The 24538-nt window shown below is 63.4% G+C and carries 22 protein-coding genes; 4 read left to right on the forward strand and 18 right to left on the reverse strand.

The window, feature by feature from the left end; translation table 11 throughout:
- Window positions 1-55 precede the first annotated feature (55 nt).
- The 11 genes from EV580_RS33420 to EV580_RS33470 form a co-directional block, all read right to left on the reverse strand.
- On the reverse strand, window positions 56-1708 hold the full coding sequence (locus tag EV580_RS33420; RefSeq protein ID WP_133697155.1) for an MCE family protein: 1653 nt from the start codon (window positions 1706-1708) through the stop codon (window positions 56-58).
- Entirely contained in the window at window positions 1708-2856 is a 1149-nt protein-coding gene (locus EV580_RS33425; protein ID WP_132165472.1) for an MCE family protein, read from the reverse strand. Before EV580_RS33425 ends, EV580_RS33420 begins: the two co-directional genes overlap by 1 nt.
- Complete coding sequence (locus tag EV580_RS33430) at window positions 2853-4100, reverse strand: MCE family protein (RefSeq protein ID WP_108055323.1); 1248 nt, start codon at window positions 4098-4100, stop codon at window positions 2853-2855. The genes EV580_RS33425 and EV580_RS33430 overlap by 4 nt, the downstream gene beginning before the upstream one ends.
- Complete coding sequence (locus EV580_RS33435) at window positions 4097-5182, reverse strand: MCE family protein (RefSeq protein ID WP_133697202.1); 1086 nt, start codon at window positions 5180-5182, stop codon at window positions 4097-4099. Before EV580_RS33435 ends, EV580_RS33430 begins: the two co-directional genes overlap by 4 nt.
- 2 nt (window positions 5183-5184) lie before the next feature.
- On the reverse strand, window positions 5185-6210 hold the full coding sequence (locus EV580_RS33440) for an MCE family protein (RefSeq protein ID WP_132165476.1): 1026 nt from the start codon (window positions 6208-6210) through the stop codon (window positions 5185-5187).
- Entirely contained in the window at window positions 6207-7400 is a 1194-nt protein-coding gene (locus EV580_RS33445; protein ID WP_502703956.1) for an MCE family protein, read from the reverse strand. Before EV580_RS33445 ends, EV580_RS33440 begins: the two co-directional genes overlap by 4 nt.
- A gap of 4 nt (window positions 7401-7404) precedes the next feature.
- The gene (locus EV580_RS33450) at window positions 7405-8247 is read right to left on the reverse strand and encodes an MlaE family ABC transporter permease (RefSeq protein ID WP_108055319.1); all 843 of its coding nucleotides are present in this window, start codon (window positions 8245-8247) and stop codon (window positions 7405-7407) included.
- A gap of 16 nt (window positions 8248-8263) precedes the next feature.
- Window positions 8264-9076, reverse strand: coding sequence for an MlaE family ABC transporter permease (locus tag EV580_RS33455; protein WP_108055517.1), 813 nt, complete (start codon window positions 9074-9076; stop codon window positions 8264-8266).
- Between the two features lie 135 nt (window positions 9077-9211).
- A complete protein-coding gene (locus EV580_RS33460; protein WP_133697158.1) occupies window positions 9212-10180 on the reverse strand; it encodes an alpha/beta hydrolase in 969 nt (322 codons plus the stop codon).
- Between the two features lie 310 nt (window positions 10181-10490).
- The gene (locus tag EV580_RS33465) at window positions 10491-11642 is read right to left on the reverse strand and encodes a PucR family transcriptional regulator (protein ID WP_158279048.1); all 1152 of its coding nucleotides are present in this window, start codon (window positions 11640-11642) and stop codon (window positions 10491-10493) included.
- Between the two features lie 221 nt (window positions 11643-11863).
- Window positions 11864-13123: a hypothetical protein gene (locus EV580_RS33470; protein WP_108055316.1), complete on the reverse strand. Its 1260-nt coding sequence runs from the start codon at window positions 13121-13123 to the stop codon at window positions 11864-11866.
- 111 nt (window positions 13124-13234) lie between these two features.
- Between EV580_RS33470 and EV580_RS33475 the strand changes: the two genes are divergently transcribed.
- Window positions 13235-14359 (forward strand): sulfotransferase family protein, encoded by a 1125-nt coding sequence (locus EV580_RS33475; protein WP_132165482.1) that lies wholly within the window; start codon window positions 13235-13237, stop codon window positions 14357-14359.
- Between the two features lie 165 nt (window positions 14360-14524).
- On the opposite strand, the gene EV580_RS33480 is transcribed toward EV580_RS33475, so the two are convergent.
- The 5 genes from EV580_RS33480 to EV580_RS33500 all read right to left on the reverse strand — a co-directional run bounded on the left by EV580_RS33480 (window position 14525) and on the right by EV580_RS33500 (window position 18571).
- Window positions 14525-14992, reverse strand: a complete 468-nt coding sequence (locus EV580_RS33480) for a hypothetical protein (protein WP_199238900.1) — start codon at window positions 14990-14992, stop codon at window positions 14525-14527.
- A complete protein-coding gene (locus EV580_RS33485) occupies window positions 14989-16242 on the reverse strand; it encodes a DUF58 domain-containing protein (RefSeq protein ID WP_132165486.1) in 1254 nt (417 codons plus the stop codon). The genes EV580_RS33480 and EV580_RS33485 overlap by 4 nt, the downstream gene beginning before the upstream one ends.
- Window positions 16239-17204 carry an AAA family ATPase gene (locus EV580_RS33490; protein WP_108055313.1) on the reverse strand — a complete coding sequence of 322 codons (966 nt, stop codon included), beginning with the start codon at window positions 17202-17204 and terminating at the stop codon, window positions 16239-16241. The genes EV580_RS33485 and EV580_RS33490 overlap by 4 nt, the downstream gene beginning before the upstream one ends.
- Window positions 17201-17653, reverse strand: a complete 453-nt coding sequence (locus tag EV580_RS33495; protein ID WP_286171986.1) for a hypothetical protein — start codon at window positions 17651-17653, stop codon at window positions 17201-17203. Before EV580_RS33495 ends, EV580_RS33490 begins: the two co-directional genes overlap by 4 nt.
- Window positions 17654-18214: 561 nt before the next feature.
- Window positions 18215-18571 carry a hypothetical protein gene (locus EV580_RS33500; protein WP_133697160.1) on the reverse strand — a complete coding sequence of 119 codons (357 nt, stop codon included), beginning with the start codon at window positions 18569-18571 and terminating at the stop codon, window positions 18215-18217.
- Between the two features lie 705 nt (window positions 18572-19276).
- Between EV580_RS33500 and EV580_RS33505 the strand changes: the two genes are divergently transcribed.
- The 3 genes from EV580_RS33505 to EV580_RS33515 are packed head-to-tail and all read left to right on the forward strand — an operon-like array spanning window position 19277 to window position 22868.
- Window positions 19277-20470, forward strand: a complete 1194-nt coding sequence (locus EV580_RS33505) for an amidohydrolase family protein (RefSeq protein WP_108055311.1) — start codon at window positions 19277-19279, stop codon at window positions 20468-20470.
- Window positions 20467-21615: an acyl-CoA dehydrogenase family protein gene (locus tag EV580_RS33510; protein WP_108055310.1), complete on the forward strand. Its 1149-nt coding sequence runs from the start codon at window positions 20467-20469 to the stop codon at window positions 21613-21615. The genes EV580_RS33505 and EV580_RS33510 overlap by 4 nt, the downstream gene beginning before the upstream one ends.
- Complete coding sequence (locus tag EV580_RS33515; RefSeq protein ID WP_132165492.1) at window positions 21612-22868, forward strand: acyl-CoA dehydrogenase family protein; 1257 nt, start codon at window positions 21612-21614, stop codon at window positions 22866-22868. Before EV580_RS33510 ends, EV580_RS33515 begins: the two co-directional genes overlap by 4 nt.
- 70 nt (window positions 22869-22938) lie before the next feature.
- Here the strand turns inward: EV580_RS33515 and EV580_RS33520 are convergent, their stop codons facing one another.
- Together EV580_RS33520 and EV580_RS33525 are read right to left on the reverse strand one after the other, a co-directional pair.
- Complete coding sequence (locus EV580_RS33520) at window positions 22939-23955, reverse strand: LLM class flavin-dependent oxidoreductase (RefSeq protein ID WP_108055308.1); 1017 nt, start codon at window positions 23953-23955, stop codon at window positions 22939-22941.
- Window positions 23956-24091: 136 nt separating this feature from the next.
- Window positions 24092-24538 (reverse strand): ABC transporter permease (locus EV580_RS33525; protein ID WP_208114688.1); only part of this gene is annotated, 447 nt, incomplete at its 5' end.

Consider the following 24538-nt stretch of genomic DNA (forward strand, 5'->3'; position numbering starts at 1 on the left):
TCGATCATGCCCCGCGGATTGGCGCCGGGGCCGAGCTTCCATCGCCTCCCGAGCGCTATTCGCTGAGAACCAGGTCCTTCCAGGTCTTGTGCGCTGTCAGGGGGACGAGGTCGGCTTGGCGGTAAACCCGCCCGTCTGCGCCGATGTATTCACCGGTGCGGGGGTTGTACATCGCTGTAGCAACCGCACCGGCCGGCGCTACTGCCCCGCTGAAGCCGGCGGCGGGCGTGGATGGAACGGGCGGGTCGGTAGCGGCCGCTGATCCGCTTCCTTCGGCCGGAGGTGGCGAAACTGGCGGTGGGGCAAGGCCGTCGCTGTTGTAGATATCCCTCGGCAGCGGCGACACCGGCAGACCGGGCGGTGGGGGCGCCGGCGGTTGGGTCGGCGGGACGCCGGGCCCTTCACCTGGTGGGGAGTACAAACCTTGATCGGGGAACCAGCGGCTGTCGGGTGGAACGCCTTGGGCTTCCAGATTCGGGTCGCGGGGGAATGGCCCGATCGGCGGATTGCGCTGGGCCAGTGGCTCGTAGTTTTGGTCGCTGTTGCACATCGCGGCGGTCGGTGCGCGTTTGCCGGGCTTCCGGATGCACGGGTAGTTGCGCAGTCCGCGGACTGCGATCGGTGAATCTTGCGGCAGTTTGCAGTAGAGGCCGTCGGGTGTGTCGATGGTCGTCGTGTCCGAGGGTGCGCGCCACGCGCTTGGCGGCAGGTAGCCGACGTTGCATGTTGGCGGGTCGTTGAACTCTTGCGCATAGTTGCCCAGCAACATTCCCTGCGGATTGTGGGCGGGTGAGCCGGTGATCAGGCCCGCGACGTAGGGCGGGTACAGAACGAGGACCTGTTCCAGCGATGCGTTGTAGGTTGCCGTGATTTCGCCGAGGGTGCTCAGATTGGCCAGCAGAATCGGAAGGGTGGGCTTGAGTTGGTTGAACAGACGGGTGGCTTCCTGAGCGAACCCCGGACCGGTCTGCAGCAGGGTTCGTATCTGAGGGTCGTTGTCGCGCAGTTGATCTGTCAGTCCGGCCAGACTGCGTGACCAGACACGGAGCGCGTCGATGGATGTCGTCTGGGAATCCACCAGCGGTGCCGCGTCATTGAACAACGCGTGCGTCGGTTCACCGGCGGTGTCGAGGGCAATGGAGAAGGTGGCGCTGGAGTCGATCAGAGATTGCAGATCGTACTGGCCGCCCTTCACGCTGTTGTAGCCCTCGTCGACGAGCGTGTGCAGGGAGCCTTCGGGCATCGTGGCCAACAGCGTTTTGACGTTGTCCAACACCGGGCCGATGGCTCGCGGGATGCTGGTGTCCGCGACGGCGATGACCGAGCCATCCTGCAGGAAAGGAGCGCCCTGGCTACGGGGACGCAGGTCGACGTACTGCTCCCCCACTGCTGAAACACTGCGGACATGTGCCTCGAGATCGGCCGGGATCTGAGCCGTACTACTCAGCGACAGGGTGGCGTCCACGGCAAGTTGGGAGCCGTGTTTGGCCAATTGCACCTTTGTCACTCTGCCGACCTGAACGCCTCGATAGGTGACATTGCTGAAGCGGTACAGTCCGCCGGTGGCGGGTAGCTGCAGGGTCACGGTGAGGCGGTCCAGGCCCAACAGCGACTGGATCTGCATGTAGGTGAACGCCACCGACAACATCCCCAACATGCCTATCACCACGAAGATCCCGAGCTGAGCACGCACTATTCGAGTCAGCATCAGCGCCCCCCGGGGACGGCCGGAGGCGATTGCGCAGGGTTCGTCGGGTCAGCAGCCGGCGGCGTGCCCGGGTTCTGCTCGGCGTAGCCAGGATCTCCCAAGGCCGCCTGCAGCGCGACGCCGATGTCACCCCACCGGGTGCCCGCCAGCAGATCGTGTTTGAGTCTGGGCAGGGTGAAATCGAACGCACCGGCCAGGTTGACGTAGTCGCCCTTCACAGCGTGGTCGATGAAGTACTGGTTTTGCGGGAAAGTTGTCGCCGCCGCAATTGCCGTGTCGATGTCCTCGCCGACATCGGCCAGCGCGCGCACAGTGGGCTCGAGGTGGCGCAAGTTCGCCACGAGGTCGGTCTTCACGTCGCTGATGACACCGGTAGCGGTGTCGCTGAAGACATGAAGTTTGTCCAGCGCAGCAGTCAGACGGGGTTCTTCGCGAACCAGGATGTCCAGTGCCGGAGGCAACTCGGCCAACGCCCGGGTGATGGTGTCGCGTTGTCCGGCGATCGTGGCGGTCAATGCGTTGAGCTGTTCCATGGTGGCGATGACGTCGGCGCGCTGGGCCGCGAACACACCGACGAAGGTATCGAGCCGGGTCAGCAGGTCGCGGATCGCGCCCTCGCGTCCGTTCAAAGCGTTGTTGAATTGCTTGACGATGTCGCCGATTTGGCCGAGGCCGCCGCCGTTGACCACAACCGAGAGGGCGGCGAGGGTCTGCTCCGTGGTCGGCGCAGTGGTTGATCGGCTCAGCGGGATCGTCGAGCGCGCGGGGAGCTGGCCAGTGGGGACCGCGCCCACCGGAGGGTCCAGCGCGATGTGGCTCGACCCGAGCAGGCTGGTTTGTCCGACGGTGGCAGTCGCGTTGGCGGGCACTGTGATGCCGGGTTCGATGAAGACGGTGACGCGGGCGTGCCAGTTGTGCACCGACATGTCGCCGACACTGCCCACCGTGACGTCATTGAGCTTCACCGGCGAATTCGAGTCCAACGAGCCGACATCGGAGATGTCGATGTAGTAGACGGCGGCGCCGGGGACCCGTCCGGTGGCCCCCGGTAGGGGCAGCGAATTCAACCCGCGCCATTGGCATCCGCTCAACGACAACGTCACGGTCACCACGATCGCGACGCAGGACCACCTGCGGGTGCGCGTCATTTCGGTTGCGCTTCCGCTGGCAGCAGCATATCGGGCAGCCCCTGCGGTGCGGGTCGCTGCGATTCAGGCGCTGCGGGGGCGCCCGGAATCAGACCGGGCTCGGTGTAGATGAGCCGATCCGGGGGTACCGACGGTTTCAGGAAGGGGTTCCACGCAATGGGGAGCGTGTTGAAGTTGAACAGGCGCATCAACGGTCCCAGGTACTCTGCACACTTCTTGGCGGTCTCCGTTGGGTTGTTGTTGGTATTGGTGACGAGTGCACCGCACAACAGCTGGGGCAAGTTGGAAAAGCCACTGAAGACGAACGTTCCCCCGCCGCCGCCCGTCAGGGGGTCATAGATGTTGTAGCCATTGGCCAACACGTTGGGGAAGATGTGCAGCAACTCCTCGACTTCTCCCTTGTTGTCGGCAAGGTTCTGCGTGACGTCCGCTAGCCGGACTACTTGCTCGGATGTCCTGTCGCGGGTGGCGGCGACGAACCGCTGCACGTCCCCGACGGCCACGGACAAGGTGCTCAACGCGCCGTCAAGGTCTGACCGGTTGCCGTCCAGGACACTGGATAAGGTGGCCAGCCGGTCCTCGAACTGGACGATCTCCTGATTGCTGTCGCGCAACGCGGTGACGAATCGCTGCAGGTTCTTGAGGATGTCGACAATGTTGCCGCTGCCCTCACCGAGGATGCGTGCGACGCCCGATAGTTCTTTGAGCGTTTGGCGCAGCTTGTCCCCGTTGCCGTCCATGGCCGCCGCGGCGCTGTCGAAGAATCGGCCCAGTGACCCGGTCGGTGCGCCGTTCGTGGGGCCCAATGCGACGGCAAGCCGGTCGAGTTGGTCTTTGACCTCGTCCCATTCAACCGGGACCGCAGTGCGGTCGAGCGGAATCACGTCACCGTCGCGCATCGTCGGACCGGTGGTTTCGTAGGGCGGACTGAGTTGCACATAGCGTGCGGCGATGAGGTTTTCGGCGACGATGATTGCCTGGGCGTTGGCTGGGATCGGCACGTCTTTGTCCACTCTGAACGTCAACCGTACGGTAGTTCCTTCCGGTTGGATCGCCGAGATTGTTCCGGCTTTGACGCCCGCCACCCGAACGTCGTCGCCGATATAGATCGATGGGGCACTGGTGAACACCGCGGTGATTGTGGTGGGCCGGTTCAACCGGTTGTAGCCGAGCATCGCTGCGGCGCAGACGATTACGCCGATGAGTACACCGGCGCACAGGCGCCGGGCTAGGGGCCGGTTCATTTGCGGGGTCCTTGAGGGATGTAGGGAGATTCCTTTCGGCTGTAGCAGTCACCGGTATCGCCACAGGTGGGCAGCGGAAACAACGTCCGCGGCTGCACGCGGAATGCCCAGTCGATGAACGGCTGCATGTAGGATCCGGGCAGCAGGTTGCCCAAAGTTACGTTGGCGTATGGGCCGCCGGCGACGGATTCACCGTTGGTTTGAGCAACCTTTCGCACGCCAGTGATCGACTTCGCGAGGTTGTCCCGGTTCTTCTGCAATACCGCGGTGACAGAGTTCAAGCGGTCCAGCGTCGGAGCGAGGTCGGCTTCGTTGTCGTGCACCAGGCCAGACAGCTGCTTCGCGACCACCGAGATGTTTTGCAGCAAACCGACGATCGCGTCACGCCGGTCGATAAGGACACCCAGCAGCGTGTTCGCATTGAGGATAAGGGCGTTCATCTGCTGGCTGCGCTCGGCGAGGACGCCGCTGACATTGCCGGTGCTGCCCAGCAGTTCGCGAAGCGATTCGTTGCGCGCGTTGATGATCTGTGACAGGCGGGACAAGCCGTCGAATGTTGGCGCCAATTGCGGCGCGATGCGGTCGAGCGTCGTCGAGAGTGTATCGAGGGCCAAGTTGAGCTGTTCGGTATCGGTGCCGGCGGAATTGGTGGTCAGATCGCTGAGGGCATCGGTCAATGAATATGGCGACGAGGTCCGAGACAGCGGAATGACCGCACGGGCATCGAGTCGTTGTGGACCTGCCGATTCCAGAGTGAGCACCCGCCGTCCTAGCAGGGATCCGATCTTGATGTGTGCGGTGGTTTCTGAACCCAACCTGACGGATGCCTTGACGGTGAAGTCGACCAGCACCTTGCCGCGATCTAGCGACACCGCCTTCACGGTGCCAACGGCGACCCCCGAAACTTTGACGTCGTTGCCCGGCATCAGCCCGCCCGCTTCGGCGAACATCGCCTGATAGGGGATGGTGGTGGCCAAAGTGACCAACATCTGGGGTGCAAGACCGATCGCGATGACGAGACCGACGAGAACGACGCCGATGAATCCCGATCGAATCAGCTGTTGGGCACGGTATTTGAGCATCGTTACTCCCGACAGCGTCCGGCATCGGAGTGCACCCACGGAAGGACCAGCACTTTTCCGGACGGGTCGTTGACTCGCAGCGTCAGGTCGCACAGGTAGTAGTTGATGAAGCTGCCGTAAGAACCGATGCGGGCGAGTTTGCGGAAGTTCTCGGGCGCTTTCTGCAGCGCCCCATCGACGTAGTCCTTGTGCATGTCGAGGTTGGGCGCCACGCGTGCGAGTTGATCGACAGCGCCGGCCAGCGGCACACGTACGTTGGCCAACAGATCTGCCACCGAAGCGGTTCCCTTATCGAGCGCGTCGATGGCGCTGCCGATGGGTTCGGCGTCATGCGACAGTGACCCGACGAGTTGTTGGAGACGATCGATGGCAGCGGAGAACTTGGCGCCATCTTGTCCGACCGTCGCCATGACATCGCGCAGATTGTCGATAAGCTGCTGCACGACCTCACCGTGATCGGCCAGATCGGTGGTGAAGGATGTGGTCTTGGAGAACAGCGAATCCAGCGTCGTGTCCTGCCCCTGAACGATCTGCAGCAGTGAGCCGGTCAGTGCGTTGACCTCGTGCGGATCGAGGCTCTGCACAACGGGTTTCAGTCCACCTAATAACAGATCGAGATCCAGCGCGGGCGCTGTCCGGTCGCTGGGAATGGTGGAACCCGCCGGCAACATCTGGATCGGGCCGGGCCCGTCGAGTAGGGCGAGGTAACGATCACCGACAAGGTTCTGATAGCGGATGACGGCCCGGGTGCCGGTGGTGAGCTGCACGGAGTCGTCGACGTCGAAGCTCACGGTGACGTGCTGGTCGTCACCGAGCTGCACGCCGGTAACAGTGCCCACCCGGATGCCACTGACCCGGACAGACTCCCCGGAGCGTAGGTCTGAGGCGTCGGTGAACACCGCCGAATAGCTCTTGGCTCCGCCGGCTTGGACTTGGATGAAGCCCATGTATAGGAACGTCGACGCGAAGGCCATCACGATGATGAAGATCGTGAATTTCACGAATGCCGCGCTGCGCAGAATGCTCATCCGGGCTGACCTATCTGCGCGACGTTACGGGGCGGCCCGTCGATCGGACCGAACAGCAGTTGCTTGAGTCCGTCGCTGTTGAGTACGACTCCCTGGTTGCCGTACTTGAATGGGTTGGCGCCGACATCGGCAACCAGGAATGGCGCGGTATCGCCGTGGGGCACAGGCAAGAACTCACAGTGCGGGCCACCCGTTGCGCCCACTTTGGGCAGATCGTCCGGGTACCGGTAACGCTCACGGCCGAGCGTGAAGTTGACCGATGCCGGGTTGCCACTCTGGTAGCCGACCGGCGAGTCCCTGTCGTACTGGGCAACCGCCTTCAGCCCGCAGGTGAGCACAGGGTTGTAGCGGTCGAGCAGTGTTGACGTCGGCAGCAACAGGTGCACGACATCGGTCAGGGTTGAGTGGTTTTGCGCCAGCACCTCATTGCCGGTGTCGGCCAATCCGATCACACTGACCAACAATGTGTCGAAGTTCTGCTGTTCGTCGGTCAGGGTGCGGCTCATGGCCGTGACGTTCGCCATGGTCTTCAGCAGATCGGGGGCCGCGTCGTTGTAGGCGGCAAGGACTTGAGGAGCGACCGAGAGTTCGTGGGACAGCGCCGGTAGCGACGGTTCGATCTTGGCCAGGGCGGCGTCGAGGGCGGCTAAGCCCTGGCCGAACTGGGCACCGCGGCCACTCAGCGACCGGGAGATCACCCCGAGGGCTTCATTCAGTTTCATCGGCTCTATCTGTCCCAGGATCTCGGCGAGCCTTTCGAACAATGTGTTGAATTCGACGGTGACCTGTTGCGCCTGGAGAACCTGTCCGGCGTACATGCTGCGCGCGGACGGCTCTTGTGGCGGTATCAGTTGGACGAACTTGGCGCCGAACACCGTGGTCGACGCGATGTCTGCGACGACGTTGGCCGGAATCTTCGCCAATTCGGAGGGATCGATCGACAGGTGCAGCACGGCGTGGTTGTCCGAGCGTTCCTCGATCGACTGCACGGTCCCGACCTGCACACCGAGCATCGTTACCTTTGCATCGGGATCCATTACCAGTCCAGCACGCGGCGCGACGAGCGTGACCGGAACACTGCGGGTGAAGCCACCTGCGAACGCGGTCAACGCAATTGTGACGATCATGACCAGCACGGCGGCGAACGCGACGCCGGTCACGAAGCGAAACATTCTTGGCGACAGGTGCATTCGATCACCCGGACAAGTTGAAGTTGCCGTTGGTGCCGTAGATGGCCAGCGACACCAACAGTGTTATCGACACCGTCACCATCAATGAGGTGCGGACGGCGTTGCCGACCGCCACGCCCACACCTGCTGGTCCCCCAGACGCGAAGAACCCGAAGTAAGTGTGAATGAGCAGGATCGCCAGGGCCATGAGAATCGCCTGCACGAACGACCACATCAAATCGATCGGGTTGAGGAAGGTCGCGAAGTAGTGGTTGTACAGTCCTGCCGATTGCCCGAGCATCTCCACGGTCACGAATCTGCTTGCCAGAAATGACGTTACGACTGCCACCGCGTAGAGCGGCGCGATCACCGTCATCCCGGCGACGATCCTGGTTCCGACGAGATAAGCGATTGGCGGGATCGCCATCGATTCGAGTGCATCGATCTCCTCGTTGATGCGCATGGCGCCCAGCTGGGCGGTTGCGCCGGCACCGAAGGTGGCGGTCAGGCCGATGCCAGCGATGACCGGAGCGGCTATGCGGACGTTGGCGAACGCTGCCAGGAATCCGGTCAACGCCTCGATGCCGACATTGCCCAGCGAGCTGTACCCCTGCACCGCGAGTGTCGCCCCGGTGGAAACGGTCAGAAAGCCAACGATCGCAAGGGTTCCGCCGATAGTGGCAAGGGTCCCCACGCCCATGCTGATCTCGGCGATCAGGCGGATCGTTTCACGTCGATATCGCAATGCTGCGCCCGGTGCCCCGACGAGCGCCTTCCAGTAGAAGGCGGCATGGTCACCCAATTGCCCGAATCGGTCGACGGGCGCATTCACCGCGCGGTATACGCGGGGGTAGACGGCTTCTAGCATTGTCTGGCCCCTGTCATCACGCTGTCACCTGGATGCCGATCGCGGTCGCGATGACGTTGATGACAAACAGGCACATGAACGCAAAGACCACGGTTTCGTTGACGGCGTTACCCACCGCTTTGGCGCCGCCGCCAGTGATGATCAGGCCGCGATAACACGCGACCAGCCCTGCGGTCAGTCCGAACAAGGCCGCTTTGACGCTGGAGATGATCAGCTCGGGTACGCCGGTGAGCAGCGTGATACCCCCGACGAACGCGCCCGGGTTGACCTTCTGAATGAACACCGAAAAAACGAACCCGCCGCAGATTCCGATGAGGCACACCAGGTTGTTCAGCAACAGCGCCACCAGCGAGGACGCCAAGATGCGGGGAGTCACCAAGCGATGCACGGGGTTGATGCCCAAAATCTCCAAGGCATCGATTTCCTCGCGGATGGTGCGTGCCCCAAGATCGGCGCACATCGCGGTCGCTCCGGCCCCAGCCACGACCAAGACGGTGACGATCGGTCCGATCTGCGTGACGGCCCCGAACGCCGCGCCCGCTCCGCTGAGGTCTGCGGCGCCGAGTTCACGCAGCAGGACGTTGAGTGTGAAACTCACCAGGACGGTGAACGGAATCGCCACCAGCAGCGTCGGCAACATCGACACTCGGGCCACAAACCAGGCTTGCTCCCAGAACTCGCGCGCGTAAAAGGGGCGGCGGAAGGTGAATCTGATTGCGTCCGCCGACATCGCGACGAAACCACCGATCGCCCGCATCGGCGTGCGAATGTCGACGCTCAGCAGCGGTAGTCCAGTCCCCCACCGGTCAGCGCGATGTCCTGCAGTCATCAGCGCACCACTCGCCGGTTCCGCCGACTGGCCCAAGGTTTACCGGCGCAACCAGTCGAGTCGCACGGTGATCCCTTGCGCTCCAACGGTATTGGCATCTCACGCTGGTGCTCTACGATGCGCCCGCCGAAGGCGCTACGGAGCATCGCGGTACCAGTCGTCGCCGCCCACCGCTCGTTTCAGAACAGTAAGGCGCTCGGCGTCCTCACGCCGACTGATGCTGGCGTGTCTCACCATCGCCGAGCCATGGAACGTGCCGGGAAACAGATGCAACTCCACCGTGACCCCCGCGCACAGCAGCGCCTGGGCGTAGGCAATGCCCTCATCGCGCATCGGATCGAACTCCATCACTGAGATGTAGGCGGGAGGCAATCCGGTGAGATCGGTTGCACGGGCCGGTGCGGCGTACGGCGACACATCGGCCGATCCGCGCTTACCGGGCCCGAGATAGCAATCCCAGCTGATCTCCACCAGTGGCCGGTTCCAATTCGGCGTGTCGGTGAACATCTGCATGCTCGGTGACGCGAGTCGGTCATCTAGTTCGGGAACCGACAGGAATTGAAAGGCGATCGCCGGACCCCCGCGGTCGCGTGCAAGCAAGGCCAGGGCAGCACACAACCCGCCGCCGGCGCTGGCGCCGTGTAACACGATCCGGTCGGGGTCTACGCCTAGCTCGTGGGCGTTCTTGGCGACCCAGGTCAGCGCGGCATAGCAATCTTCGACCGGGGCAGGAAACGGCGCTTCCGGCGCCAACCGGTAGCCCACAGAAACCACGACGACGCCTAGGTCTCTGGCCAACTCGATGTTCTGGACGTGGTCGAGGGCCAGGCTTCCGGTGATGAAGGCACCGCCGTGGACATCGAACAGCAGTGAGGGGTGGTTGACGGTATCGGGTGCGTAGATGCGGATCGGCACGTCGGGTGAGTCCGGTGGTCCAGGTACCGACACCGCCCGCACACGGACTCCCGCGGTGTCGATCTCGGCGTTAACCGCCGCTACCAGGCTCTCTGTCAGCGCCCGCGCGCCAGCGATATCCGCGGCAAGGTCGACGTTCGGCAGAAACGGAATAGCAGCGGCGATCTCGGGGTCGAGCGGATATGTCATCGGCTTCCTTCGACATCGAGGTCTAGACATCGTGGCAGCGGTTGCATCGCTGTGTCATCCGCCATCTGGCGCTCATCGCGGCGTCGCAGTCCGCCGAACGCGCGATCGTGCCGTCCTGCCCTGCATCGCCCTGCCTGCCTGCTTGCGGTGCGGTAGGGCGAAGGGCCTCAGCAGTGTCGCAGCCCAGCAATCGGCGATGCTGAATGGTGAAACTGCTTACCGCACAGTTAGTTCAGCCTCCGGGCGGCCCGAATGCGGCTGCTGGCAGTTAAACTCGCGCCCACAGGGATGCGCTGCTCGGTCGGGGTGGCTACTCGGACGTCGGGGCGTGGGCCAGCCGATAGGACCATAAGGCGAACTGCGCGCGAAACCGGCCCGTCGGATCGTCGAGGTGCCAATTGAGGGTCTCCTCGATGCGACTGAGTCGCGCGGAAACGGTGCTGTGGTGCAGATACAGCGCGTTTGCTGTCTGCCGAAGCGAGCCTTCCCGGAAGTACGCCTCGAGGGTGGCGATGTCGTCGGGCCCATGTTCGGTCGCATGCAGCGCCTCAAGCGCGATGAGGTCGGTTGCTTGCAGCAGACGTTCGGCCGGTATCTCGGCCAGCAGTGCAAGCACCCCCAATTCGTCGTAATCGGTCACGTCCGCACCGGGATCGTCGCCGGCGTGGAAGTGTTCGGCGGCCGATGCCAGTCGCAGCGCCAGGCGCGCTTGTCGCCAAGAAGAATGGGCTGCGGGCGGCTGCACCACGCGGCCGAGGCCGATGCGCGGCCGGTGACGAAAGGAGCTGCCGCGCAGCGAGTTGCGCAAGCCGTCGGCATTGAGCGGAGAAGCGCCGTGGTGTTGCACCAATACGGCGGCGATACCGCCGATGACTTCGGCAAACGCTGCTCGAGCCGGATATACCGTTGAGATGTGCGCGACGAGTTCGGCAATCGGGCGGTCTTCGACGTCCGCAGACACCGCGGCCACCTGGATGGGTCGCTGAGGGTCAAGACCGAGGCGGCGCAACGCGGCTGACCGATCTGCAATCTCGGCATGGCTACTGAGCACCATCTCTACGAGCGTGGGATCTGCCAGGAGGGCGGCCTGGGGGCCCACCACCGCGCCCAGGAGCATCCGCGCCGCCAGTGACGCACGCTCGAGCACCAAGTCATCGAGCGGGGCCGGCTGGCGCGGCCGTTCCAGCCATACGCAGGCGGGTGTGCCGTTGATATCGAACTCGAAGCGAACCGTGGCGCGGGAGGCATCTTTGGACAATGCGTCGCCTCCGGGGCTGAATCGCCACATTCGGTCCTCGCCCAGCTGTAACCCGCTGGAGCATTCCGCCACCCCGCTGGTGGCCCGGACCAGCGCTTCGGGGCTCGCGCGGCGTTCCACCAGAGCATCGAAGTAGGCGATCACCCGGACGCAGGTCTCCGCGTCGGCGTCCAGTGTCGCCAACCGCAGGAGCAGACCCTTCATGGGCGGACTCGTCGTGTCACGCTTAGCTCCCCCGGGTCTCCTCATGGCGTCATACGGTTACGGATGACGAATGTGCGGTGAGACTACGCCCGCGGGCGGGCGCTTCGAGCCGAAACGCAGTGCTGCTTGGTAATTCCTCGACTGGTCTATGCGTTGGCACCGGCCGCGGCAGCCGCTGACCCCGGGGTGATTCTGCTGGCAGCCCGACTGGCGGCCCGGCGTCAGTCGAGGAGGAGTCGGGCGACACCCTCGCGCCGCTCGGCCAGCTGTGCGCGACGCTGATCAGCGTCACACGCCTTCAAGGCTGGCTCCATCGTGTCGAGCTCGGCGAGCCCGACCACGCGACATGTGGGTGGCACCGGCTTGGTCGCGCCGCACAGCCGCAGAATGAGCACCCCCTGCTCAAGCCCGGTCGTGTCGAGCCAGTTGTAGACCCCAGGATCGTGGTGGGCCAGCACGAACCGGTACACCCCGTCGTCGTCGCGGTGAGCCTGCGCAGGATTGATCGTCGTCAATCGGTTGGCGTAGTCGAGTGTGTGCCACAGTGACGTAGCTAATTGCAGACCCCAATACGCCGCCTGCGGATCGACGAGCTCGATGACGAGCGCCTCGTTAGGAGCTAGCTTCCACCAGCCGAAGGTAGTTACCGGCAGCTTCGTCTCGGTCCGGTGCAGCTGAGAGTCAAATCTGTTCTCCTGCTTGGCGGCAAGGCCGCGAGACCGGTCCATCCAGAACCGGACTGCGCCCTCCAGGACCCAATCGCCGATGACGTCGAATTCTGCGGCAACGCGGCTGGCCCGGTGTTCGGGACGGGGCGCGTTCTGCCCGTCCACGCACTCGATGCGGAGGTGCGAGCGGCGGGCGTCCAGCCAGTCAACGAAGAATTCGCGGGTGACCAACCCAGTGGTGCCTGGGTACAGCGGCCACCACTGGTGGTCGCGGGGCTCGCCGCCGAGGAAGATCTCGAAGTTGCCCTCGCCGTCCAGGTCGAGGTCGTCACGCAGGATGGTGGTCGCCGGCGTACTTTGGCGAAAATCCATCGAGACGTAGCTCGCATTGCCGAGTATTCCACGCACGCGATACCCGCGGTCGTCGCGAACCATCGCGCGCCGGTACACCCCGTCGGGGCTGGCTGCACCCCAGTCCAGCAGGTGCAGGCGATAGGGCGCCGAGAACATCGGCTCGAGCGGGTCGGCGTTGAGTAGCCCCGCATCGACCGAATACGCCAGCATCGTCAGCAGGTACCGAAACGATTCGGCGCGATCGACCGGATTGGCGGTGAGGGGAAACTGCGATAGCAGCAGCGCACTTTCGCGCACACGGGCGCAAAACACTTCTACGGTCCGCTCATCGAGAACTGTCGCCGAATCATCGACAACGTTCCGCAGTAGTTTGTCCATCAGTGCCGACGACGGCATCCGCGCTTGCGCGAAGATCGACATGGTGCTCGAATCACCGTTCGGCTTGGTGTGTTCCGCCATCACGGGACTCCTCTCCGAACCGAACGACGAGGTTGGGTCCAAGGCGATGTTAGCGTCGAGCTGTTGGCCCGCTCTCGATATGGGAGCCAATTGGGTTGGAGGAGATCTGAAGTGACCACGACGCCCGGCCTACTACTCGAGCGCGCCACGGAGCGAACCCAGATGTCGGACTTCGGTCCCGATGGGTGGCAAGACGGGTTCGAGCAGCTCGTCGCGGCGATTGCGGAGGACATCGGCGATAACGACGACGCTCGCCGCATTGAGGCGATCGTCGTTGACCGCCTTGCTGTTCGCCTCCGAATCGAGTCCTGGTACAGCCAGCACGCCGGTGAGGCTGCAGCCCATCCGGTTGAGGGGCCCCTGATGGTTGTGGGCACCGGACGATCGGGAACGACCGCGTTGCACTACCTGCTCGCTGTCGACCCGCAGTTTCGCTACCTGCGCAAATGGGAGATCGCAGACCCGGTGCCGCCGCCGGACGCGGCAACTGAACATGCTGATCCCCGCCGGCCGGTGAACCGGGTCGGGCAAAATGTACAGCACATCGTCACGGCGGACGGGCCGACTGAGGACCGCAAGATCCATGAGCTCTCGTTCGGAGAGCACGGAGCCGTACTGGGACTGCCAAGCTATGTAGCGTGGTGGCGGAATGCCGACCATACCGCGAAGTTCCCGTACCACGAACGCGTGCTGCGACTTCTGCACTCGCACCGGCCGCCGTATCGCTGGCTGTTGAAATCCCCAGAGGACATGATCAATCTGTTGCCAATGGCCCAGCACTATCCGCAGACAAGATTCGTGATGACCCATCGCGATCCCCTCAAGGTGATCCCGTCAGCATGCAGCGTCATCGCGGAGCACACCCGAATGCGGCTTCCTGACTGGAAATTTGACGCAGCGACGTTCGGGCGTCAGATTCTGATGGAGTTTCACGACAATATTGCGCGTGCCATCACCGCGCGCGCGGTGATCGGCGAGAGCCGATTTGTTGACGTCGGTCAACCCGAACTGGCGGCCAACCCGATCGGCGTGGCGGAACGCGTATATGCCTTGGCCGGACTCGAACTCACCGGTTCGGTGTGCGGCGCTATGCGGACCTGGAGTGCGCAGAATGCGGCCGGTTCCCGCGGTGAGCACCGTTACTCGGCCGAACAGTTCGGCATCACCGAAGGCGAGATCCGCGATGTATTCGCTGACTATTACGATCGCTTCGGCCAACACTTCGCATCGCCTTGAGAGGTACCGATCCGATGTTCGCCATTCCCTCCTCTCCCGTCAGTGCGCGCGGCGGCCGTTGGGGCTGGCGGCCCCTCAGCTACGAGCGCTCCTCTTGGCCTTTTTGGTGTCTGCGCTAGCAGACCGGAATATTCACTGCGCGAATGTAATCGCGGTGATCTCGTCTCAACTTGAACGTTGGGCTAGGACGGTACGGTAGGAGAACGGGCGGACGGCCACGACGTAAGCCACAAATATGATCGGCGCGGCAAGTATCGGCAGTCGTGGCAGATCGAGCGGTAGTGATGCGACCGATACGGCGACGACGGTGAAGCACATGGCGGCAACCATTGCGGATCGGCCCACCGATCCGGCGGGGGTGCGCTCCGTATGCCGCACCATCAAGTAGTAGGCCCCGCACAGGCCGACCAGTCCGGCCTGCAGTGGCGGCGCGTCGCTGAGCAGGACTGCGGCCGCGGCGAGCAAGACAGCAGCGGTGGCGGCGTGGCGCACTCCAGTACCTACCCCCACCGCGAGCGCGCAGGCGACGGCGACGACGAACGCGGCTCCGGCGGTGTCGATTCCCGCGGTTGCCGCCATCACCAGCCCGATCGCGGTCGAGAGTAGATGGGCCGTGCGCCAGTTGCGCGTCATCGCGACCGTTGCCGCGGGCGTCGATGTTGTGGTACGAGCGCCATGGCCTGATCGAGTGTGTGTTCTGGACCCCAGGACACCACGTCCACGCCGAGGGTGCTCATGTTGCGGTGCATGAATGATCGCTGTAGCGACCACATCCGGTCGACTAACGGGTCGTCGTGTTCGCCAGTGAAAGGAGTTCCGACAAGCATGTCGATTGCCACGACGGAATGCCCACGCTTGCGCAGATCGATCAGTGCAAGGGCGAAATCGGTCTCCAGCAGAGTGGAGAACGCGATGACGATCGCGCCGGCCGGGACCGATCCGGGCGGAACCAGTGTGCTGGTGCCGGTTTCAGGTCCGCTGCCCGTCGCGTCGAGAATGGTGTCGACGATTCGATAGAACTGGGCCTTGCCCATGTCGGCGCCCAGCCATTGGGTCCGGCGGTTGCCGAGAGCGACGATGCCGGCGCGGTCCCCTTGGCGCAGGGCGGTCTGCGTTACTTGCACAGCGCCGCGTGCCATCCGGTCGGTGGCCTCGGTGGCAGGACCGAGAGGCTGGGCGTGGCTGTCGATCAGCACCACTACGTCCGCTGCCCGGTCGGTCAACCGTTCGGTCACGTGCAGTGTGCGACGTCGCGCGCTGACCGGCCAATTCACGGTGCGGAGTTGGTCACCTGGTACGTAGGCGCGGATATCGGCGAACTCCACACCGGGACCGACGCGACGGGTGAGGTGGGTGCCCAGACGATCAGGCAGCTCAACGTTGGGCAGGCCGGTGGCGTGCGGGGGCGCGATGGGAAACACGCAGCAGTCCGCAACCTCGACGGTCGCAGTTCCGCGCAGTAGCCCACCGGCAGCGCTGACCTCGACGTGGGCTCGTACTACATATCGTCCCCACCGCAGTGCCGATACGGCGATCGTTTGGCGATCCTCGGCGTACTCGACGATCTCGACTTCCAATCCAGTTGTCGCCGAAACCGTCAGTGTGGCAGCAGCTTCCGACTCGACCGATACGGCGAGTCGGGCTTGCTCGGATTCGAAGAAGTATTGTCGGTCCGCTGAACTGTGAACTCGTAGGGTGGGCTTGTCGGACTGCCAGTAGATCGAGCACAGCATGCCGAGCAACGGCGCGGAGACGATGATCAGTTGCCAGCGGCCGCTGAACGCAGCTGCCGCCAGAATCACTGCCGCGCAGGTCGCTACCGCGAGAGTCAACGACGATGCGCGCCATACAGGCGCCACGTCGATCTCTCGGGTTTCGTTCACCCCGCACCCCGCGCCGGCGGGACAGGCATCCGGTCGAGCAATTCGGCCAGCACGTCGCCGGCCTGGATACGTCGCACCCACATCTCCGGGCGCAGGATGATGCGGTGCGCCATCGCCGACACGGCAAGCGCTTTGACGTCCTCGGGGATTACGTGCTCGCGACCGCGCAGCAGAGCGTGGGCCCGGGCAAGTTGTACCAGGTCGAGTTCGGCGCGCGGGCTGGCCCCGACGGCGACCTGAGGATGGTGGCGGGTGGCGTCGGCCAGCGAGATCACATAGTCGAGCACACCGTCGTCCACTGTGATCTGTTCAACCGATTCCTGCATGGCCAAAAGCTGAAGCCTGTCAACGACTGGACGTAGGTGTGGTTCGGCGGAGCCGCGGTCGAGGCGGCGACGCAACATCGACCGTTCTTCGGGTTTGGACAGGTAATGCAGTTCGAGGCGAATCGCAAAGCGGTCCAGTTGAGCTTCCGGCAGTGCGTAGGTGCCCTCGTACTCGATAGGATTCTCGGTCGCCAGCACGATGAACGGGTCCGGCAGCGGATGCGTGGTTCGGTCGATGCTGACCTGCCGCTCGGCCATGGCCTCCAGCAGGGCAGCCTGCGCCTTAGGAGGTGTCCGATTGATCTCGTCAGCCAGCAGCAGGTTGGTGAAAACGGGGCCTTGGCGGAATTCGAAGCGGCCCGACTGCATGTCGTAGATGGTCGAGCCAAGTAGATCAGCCGGCAGCAGATCCGGGGTGAACTGCACACGGGTGAAGTCCAACCCCAGCGTCGCTGCGAACGACCGCGCAATCAACGTCTTGCCCAAGCCCGGGAGATCCTCGATGAGCACGTGCCCCCGCGCGAGCACAGTCGTCAGAATCTGGGTCAGCGCCTCGCGTTTGCCCACCACGGCGCGACCAATCTCGTCCAGGACTGCGTCGCAGAGGTTGGCGGTCGTCGAAACCGACAGGGTCACAGGCGCTCCAGACGTTCGATGATGTCGATGAACACCTTTCGACCCGGCCCCTGTTCCCGGCCACCGGTGCGTGAAATGTTCTCAGGGTCAACCCATTGCCACAGCTCATCGCCGAACAAGATTCGGCCAGTGGTCGCAAACGCCACTGGGTTTCTGATCCGCGGTTGCCTGGTGGCGATTTCGAACTGCCGGGCCAGCGTGGGCCGAAGCCGCCGATCCCAATCCGCCCGCGTGGAGTCTGACCACGCGATCTGGGACTGAGTCCGCTCGACCCAGCGACTGATCGTCGATCCGGTCTCATCGGCCCCGCCGTCGGCTTGCACAGGTTTTGGCCGACGGCCCAGCGACCATCGGACGGCTATGAGCGCGATCGCCAATGCGGCACCTGAAAACCACGACATCGCATGGCGGTCGGGCATCACCAGCGATACCGCCTCTGCGGCCAGCACGCCACAAACCCCGATTCCACCCACCGCCAACATCCTCATCGCGCACGCATCAGCCCGCAGGGCAACCGTCGCGCCGTCTGCAGCAAATCGTCACAAACGCCTCCGATCAAGACGACGAACAGCACGACCGCGACGCAAACTGGCGCCATGTCGATCGCTGGCATCAATGACCCGCCGCTCGGCTATCGCCCACCGCCCCTCATCGACCGCTAGTTCGACTGACATTCTCGCCTGCCCGGTACGGGCTGCATAGGCATATCTAGTGACGCGGTTGCTGCCGATCACGACCAGCCAGGGAAATTGGCGAGTGTCGTGGTCAGTCGCGCTCTCATCTCCATGGCGCTTGGCGGCTTTGTTGCGAACGAAATCACGGTGCCGCACCCACAACCCCGCAGTGCTCGAGCAGGCCCCGAGACCGCCGAGGCGGGCACCGCCGACCCGCCTCAGGCGCCTGGAGATTTGTGGCAGCGCCATGTTAATGTGGCAGTCATCTGTCATCTGTCGAGGAGGCGTCGCTAGGGTGACAATCGTCCAGCACGCACCGGCCGAACCGCGAAACCCTCAGGCCGCAAGGGAAGCGATGAGCGCGGGTATAGCCGCCCCGCGCGCGCTTCCCACCGTGCCGAGCAGTCTTACCTCGGCGCTGTCTTCTGCGGGTAGCCGCTGGATATCAAATCGACTCTTCTTCAGACGGCTGACACGATGAGTCGCCGTCCAAGTCACCGAAGTTCGGCGTATTTGGGCTTCACAGTCGAGTATGCAATTTCCCTTGAACAGTGTCCTTTTGGTCTCCTGCAGATACTTGGAAGTTGGCTCACCCTGATTAGCTATGTCGATCCGGGCACCGCTCTCGACCTTATGACGACCTGCGACCTGATCGTTCGTAAACGGTTGACGGGCGAAGTTGTCTACCGGCACGGCCCGTATTGTTACAGCGACGGACAACGTCTTGCCGCAGAGGCACATTCGCTGATCAGAAACGTGGGGATCGAGGAGTTTTTGGCAACTGCAGACGGGCGCTGCTAAGACCATGCCGAGCACTAGAGCCTTGCACGAGTTGCGCGAGACGTTTCAACGGAATCTGATCGCGGCGGTCGCGGACGGCAGAGTTCCTACGAGAAACTCCGGGCTTGGTCCCCACACCGTCTCGGCGATCGAGGCCATTGCAAATGACCATCCCGAAGCTCGGGTAGAGCTCATTACCAAGGCCTACGACACCTTCTCCGACGAGCACATCAGTGAGCGAGCATCGCGATGCCGGTTGCGTTGATGGCCTTCGGCTCACGAGGACGGTCCGGGATCCCACAATCCCTGAGCGGCCGGACACCGGCATGGATGCGCGTGAGCATCGTCTTCGCCCATCTTCGGGGCCAAGTCGGCCAGCTCGGCACGATGAACGATTTGAGCCACGCACATTGATCGAACCCACCAGCCCACCCAAACTCCGTCGGTCAGACCCGGATCGCCGGGTTGTCGGTGGCGATGACCAGATTCCGACGTGGAGCCACGCACGCCTACGACGTCTGGTGAACCGTCCGATTCGATGTCATTGCGGTGCCACAATGTGCAGCTTCAGTAACGCTATTGCCGATGATTCAACAACCAGCTATTCAGGAGGCGGACATGCCATCCCGCGAGCTTTCCTTCCCGGTGTTCGATGCCGACAACCACTTCTATGAGACCAAAGAAGCTCTGACGAAGTTCCTGCCGGACAACCGCAAACGGGCGATTGAATACGTGGACGTGGGCGGCCGCACCAAGATCATGGTGCGCAACCAGGTCAGCGACTACATTCCGAACCCGACGTTCGACGTCGTCGCGCGGCCAGGCGCTCAGGAGGAGTACTTCCGGCACGGAAGCGGCGGCAAGTCGTATCGCGAGGTCATGGGCAAGCCGATGGCGTCGATCCCTGCCTTCCGTGAGCCCGCGCCTCGGCTCGAGGCCATGGACGAACTGGGCCTCGATTACACGTTGATGTTCCCGACCCTGGCCAGCCTGGTTGAGGAACGCATGAAGGACGATCCCGAACTCATCCATGACGTCATCCACGCCCTGAACGAATGGATGTATGAAACCTGGCAGTTCAACTACCACGACCGCATTTTCTCGACACCGGTGATCACGTTGCCCATCGTCGATCGCGCACTCGAGGAATTGGAATGGTGTCTGCAGCGCGGCGCGAAAACCGTTCTGGTGCGTCCGGCGCCCGTCCCTGGCTACCGCGGCACCCGGTCGTTCGGACTGCCCGAGTTCGACCCGTTCTGGGCGGCGTGTGTCAACGCCGGCATCCCGGTGGCCATGCACGCCTCCGACAGCGGCTATGCGGAGTTCCTCAACATATGGGAACCTGGCGACGAATTCCTGCCGTTTAAGCCGACATCGTTCCGGATGGTCGCGATGGGCAAGCGCCCGATCGAGGATTCCATGGCCGCGCTGGTCTGCCATGGCGCGCTCACCCGCAACCCCGACCTGCGGGTGCTGTCGATCGAGAATGGCGCGGACTGGGTTCCGCACCTGTTCAAACAGTTCACAAACTCTTTTGCAAAGATGCCTGATGAGTTCCCCGAGGATCCGATCGCGGCATTCAAACGGTGCGTGTACGTTGCCCCGTTCTGGGAGGACCACTTCAAGGATATGGCGGATTTGGTCGGGATCGACCGGGTCATCTTCGGTTCCGACTGGCCACATCCTGAAGGCCTGCGTGATCCGCTCAGTCTGGTGGACGAACTCAGCGATCTGGACGAGGAGGGTAAGCGGAAGATAATGGGCGGCAATATGATCGATCTGTTCAAGATTCGCACCGCGGTATCAGTATGACCGACCTTCAGGCAAACCAAGCATCGCCGGAGGTCGTGCTCTTCACTTCGACGGCTCAATCATTCCTCCAGAAAGAAGCGTCGCTGACCCGGGTGCGGGAGCTGCACGCCACCGGGAATTCCTTCGAAGCCGATTGGTGGCGAAGAGCCGCCGAGCTGGGCTGGACGAGCCTGCTTGTGCCCGAGGCACTCGGCGGTGGAAACGTGTCGGGTGATGGTGTCCGCGACTTGACGCTGGTCGCCGAGATCGCCGGCAGAACGGTGACCCCAGGACCGCTGCATTCGGTCAGCACCGTGCTCGCCGGTCTGGTGGAGGCGCCTGAGAACCATGAGGAAACCATCGAATCGTTGATCGAAGGGGATGTCGTTGCCACCTGGGCGGTATACGAGCCAGGCCAACCGTGGTCGCCGCACACCCCGGGCGTTACCGCAACGCCGACTGATTCCGGCTACCGTCTCGACGGAGTGAAGGATCGCGTGGAAATGGGCTCGGAGTGCGGCTTGTTCCTCGTGACAGCTCAGTCCGGCGGCACGACTCGCCAGTTCCTTGTCCCCGCTGACTGTACCGGGGTCCGTGTTGAAGCGCAGCGGTCGATCGACCTGGTGAAGCGTTATGCGCGAGTGAGTTTCGCGGGAGTCGAGATTGACAAGTCCGCAGTCGTCGGCTCAGCGCAGGAGACCGCCGAGGTGATCGCCCGCCAGAGCCAGATCGCACAGATTCTGCAATGTGCCGAGGTTATTGGGATCCTCGACACAGTGCTCAACTTCACGATTCAGTGGGGCTTCGACCGGCATTCCTTCGGTCGCCCGTTAGGCTCGTATCAAGCCCTCAAACACAAGTACGCCGATCTGAAGATCTGGTTCGAGGCCTGCCGCGCGACCACCCGCGCCGCGATCGCCGCGGTTGCGACCCGCGATCCAGGAGCCCCACTCGCCGTCAGCGTGGCGAAATCCTATGTCGGCGAACGGGCTTCCGCGATGCTGCAGGACAGCGTGCAACTGCACGGAGGTATCGGGGTGACATGGGAGCATGATCTCCACGTCTTCCTGCGGCGGGTCACCCTGTACCGCTCCATGTTCGGCACTCCCGAGGAGCACAATCTCCGCGCCTACGCACTCACCAAGGAGCTGGAACCCGTCCTATGACCGAGATGAAATCCGCCGCGTCGACAACAGGCGAGTCGGTCGAGGACTTCGCCGCCCGGGCCCGAACATGGCTGGCCGACAATATGCCGCGCATCGACCCGGAAAGCCCCCCTGAACCCGATCGCGGCGAAGTGGGGCCGTGGCTACGCGCGCGCAAACTCCAGAAGACACTCTATGCGGGCGGATTCGCCGGTATCTGCTTCCCGCGTGAATACGGCGGCCTGGGCTTACCCATCGCCTACCAGAAGGCCTTCGACAACGAATCGATCAACTACGAGCTCCCGACCATTCTCAACACGCCGACGTTCACGATCTGCGCCGCGACCATCCTTGACACTGGCACTGAAGAGCAGAAGCGGCAACATATTTCGGCCGTACTGCGCGGCGATGAGGTCCTCGTCCAACTGCTGTCGGAGCCCAGCGGCGGATCGGATCTGGCCGGCGTCATCACCCGCGCTGACCGCACGGACAAGGGCTGGGTGATCAACGGCGCAAAGACGTGGAGCACGAGTGCCTTCGCCGCGGACTATGGGCTACTACTCGCCCGCACAGACTGGAACGTGCCCAAACACGAGGGCCTGACGATGTTCTTGGTGCCGATGGACAGTGCGGGCATCACTATGAGGCGGATCAAGCAGATCAACGGATCCATCGAGTTCTGCGAAGAGTTCTTCGACAATGTCGAACTCGGCGACGATGCGGTGATGGGTCAGGTCAATCAGGGCTGGGCGGTGGCGTCTCAGCAGACGTATCACGAGCGCAGGGCCGTCGGCGGCGGATCGGAGTTCGCCAGCGGGTTAGGCGCTGAGGGCACGAGCGACAGGCCGGTCGACTTTGTCGCACTACTCGCGGCAACGGGGACCGCCGACAGCGAGCGGGTCTGCGAAATGGCCGGTCGAGCGGTGGTGCACCGAGTTGTACAGCAGCAGTTGGTCGACCACATCTACCAGGCGGTGTTGGACGGCTCCCTGCCGGCGGCGGCAGGATCGATCATTCGCATCACGCACGCGGAGACCCAACAGCTCGAACTCGATACCGCGTTGGCGATCACGGGCAGCGCGGGTGTGGTCGATGGCGGCGGTGACCTGATTCACCACGGCGAGCGTTACCTGTCACGGCAGGCGATCGCGCTCGGTGGGGGCACCACAGAAATTGCGCGCAACATCATCGCGGAGCGCGTTCTGGGCTTCCCCCGCGAATTCGCGGCCGACCGTGGTGTGCCGTTCAATCAAGTCAAGCGAACCAAGAGCTGAGCCGCGGGGGGCGACGCCCCACAGCGTTCGCGGCGGCGTAGCCCGACCCCGCCGGTAACGACTACGGTTGTTACGCGCGCTGCCACTCCTGGGCGATTGCCTGGTAACTCGCGATCCGGCGGGCACGATCGAGCCCCGGACTCACCAGCACCAGTTCATCGGCCCGCGACTCGGCCTGCAGCTGCATCAGGCGCTCGACTACGGCTTGGGGTCGACCGACGACCATGTAGTCCCGGGCAAATGACTCGTCACGAAATTCCGGTGAGTGCGATGCTTGCGCGATTTCGCTTGGCTCCAGCTGATTCTGGATCCCGCGGCGGATGTTCGCCATCGTCAAGGCCCACGCTGCACGGAACTCGGCAACCGCGTCTGGATCTTCGCTGGCGAAGGCCAGCACGGACAGCACCGCGTAGGGCGCGTCGGAATCGTGCCGGGGTGTGAAAGTCTGGCGATACTCGCGCAGGATGTCGACCGCGATCGCGGGGTTCATATGATGTGCGAACGCCGCGCTCATTCCGTTCACAGCTGCGAAGCGCGGTCCATACTCGCTTGAGCCGAGCATGAACATCTCTGGTAGCTCCTGCACCACCGGGGCCGCGACAAGTTGACGGTACTGGTGTCCGTCGGGGAAGCCCTCACCCAGGAACGCGAGCAACTCCGCCATCTGCTGGGGGAACTCGGCAGCCGGATCGGCGCCGACGCCGCGGCGGAGTACATGCGCGGCGAGGGGGTCAGTGCCCGAAGCCCTTCCGAGCGCAAGGTCGATGCGGCCGGGGTAGAGCGCAAGAAGGGTCCGAAACATCTCGGCCACCTTGAGCGAGGTATGGTTCGGCAACATGATGCCCGCGGCGCCGACACGGATCCGGCTCGTCACGGCCGCGATGTGGGCGATCAGGATCTCCGGCGCGCTGCACGCCAAGTTGAGCATGTTGTGGTGCTCGGATATCCAGTATCGACGATAGCCGCACGCTTCAACGGCTTGGGCCAGCCGGACGCCGCCGGCCATACATTCCGCTGCTGTCTCGCCATACTCGATGCCCAGGAAATCGAGTACGGACAGAGGCAGGTTCGAGACTTGGTCGTTCATCACGCTCCTAGAGAATCCCGTCAGCGCCGTGGCCGACGGTCGACATACGTTCCGCCACTTCGGTTGCGGTCAATGACGATCGGCGGATTCAGCCGAATCCTCACGAATCGACTGACGCACCGCACATCACCGCCGCCTAGCGAGTCGTCATCCGAATGCCGATTGCTGTCACGACCACATTGATGACGAACAGCGCCATGAACGCATACACCACCGTCTCATTGACCGCGTTCCCCACCGCTTTGGCGCCACCACCGGAGATGCTCAACCCGCGGTAGCAGGCCACCAGACCCGCGATCAACCCGAACAAGGCGGCCTTCACACAGGAGATGATCACCTCAGGCACCCCGGTCAACAACGTGATCCCCGCCGCGAACGCCCCCGGATTCACATCCTGAACAAACACCGAGAACACGTAACCACCCAAAATCCCGATGATCACCACCAGCGAGTTGAGCAACAGCGCCACCAGGCCCGAGGCCAGCATGCGCGGAGTCACCAACCGCTGCACCGGATTAATGCCCAACACTTCCATCGCGTCGATCTCTTCACGAATCGTGCGCGACCCCAAATCCGCACACAT

The sequence above is a fragment of the Mycobacterium sp. BK086 genome (assembly GCA_004362315.1).
In the GTDB taxonomy this organism is placed as follows: Bacteria; Actinomycetota; Actinomycetes; order Mycobacteriales; family Mycobacteriaceae; genus Mycobacterium.

Bases quoted from the DNA above. Each gene is read 5' to 3' on its own strand.
- EV580_RS33420 (WP_133697155.1), bottom strand. From the start codon at position 1,708: ATGCTGACTCGAATAGTGCGTGCTCAGCTCGGGATCTTCGTGGTGATA.
- EV580_RS33425 (WP_132165472.1), bottom strand. From the start codon at position 2,856: ATGACGCGCACCCGCAGGTGGTCCTGCGTCGCGATCGTGGTGACCGTG.
- EV580_RS33430 (WP_108055323.1), bottom strand. From the start codon at position 4,100: ATGAACCGGCCCCTAGCCCGGCGCCTGTGCGCCGGTGTACTCATCGGC.
- EV580_RS33435 (WP_133697202.1), bottom strand. From the start codon at position 5,182: ATGCTCAAATACCGTGCCCAACAGCTGATTCGATCGGGATTCATCGGC.
- EV580_RS33440 (WP_132165476.1), bottom strand. From the start codon at position 6,210: ATGAGCATTCTGCGCAGCGCGGCATTCGTGAAATTCACGATCTTCATC.
- EV580_RS33445 (WP_502703956.1), bottom strand. From the start codon at position 7,400: ATGCACCTGTCGCCAAGAATGTTTCGCTTCGTGACCGGCGTCGCGTTC.
- EV580_RS33450 (WP_108055319.1), bottom strand. From the start codon at position 8,247: ATGCTAGAAGCCGTCTACCCCCGCGTATACCGCGCGGTGAATGCGCCC.
- EV580_RS33455 (WP_108055517.1), bottom strand. From the start codon at position 9,076: ATGACTGCAGGACATCGCGCTGACCGGTGGGGGACTGGACTACCGCTG.
- EV580_RS33460 (WP_133697158.1), bottom strand. From the start codon at position 10,180: ATGACATATCCGCTCGACCCCGAGATCGCCGCTGCTATTCCGTTTCTG.
- EV580_RS33465 (WP_158279048.1), bottom strand. From the start codon at position 11,642: ATGAAGGGTCTGCTCCTGCGGTTGGCGACACTGGACGCCGACGCGGAG.
- EV580_RS33470 (WP_108055316.1), bottom strand. From the start codon at position 13,123: ATGGCGGAACACACCAAGCCGAACGGTGATTCGAGCACCATGTCGATC.
- EV580_RS33480 (WP_199238900.1), bottom strand. From the start codon at position 14,992: ATGACGCGCAACTGGCGCACGGCCCATCTACTCTCGACCGCGATCGGG.
- EV580_RS33505 (WP_108055311.1), top strand. From the start codon at position 19,277: ATGCCATCCCGCGAGCTTTCCTTCCCGGTGTTCGATGCCGACAACCAC.
- EV580_RS33510 (WP_108055310.1), top strand. From the start codon at position 20,467: ATGACCGACCTTCAGGCAAACCAAGCATCGCCGGAGGTCGTGCTCTTC.
- EV580_RS33515 (WP_132165492.1), top strand. From the start codon at position 21,612: ATGACCGAGATGAAATCCGCCGCGTCGACAACAGGCGAGTCGGTCGAG.
- EV580_RS33520 (WP_108055308.1), bottom strand. From the start codon at position 23,955: ATGAACGACCAAGTCTCGAACCTGCCTCTGTCCGTACTCGATTTCCTG.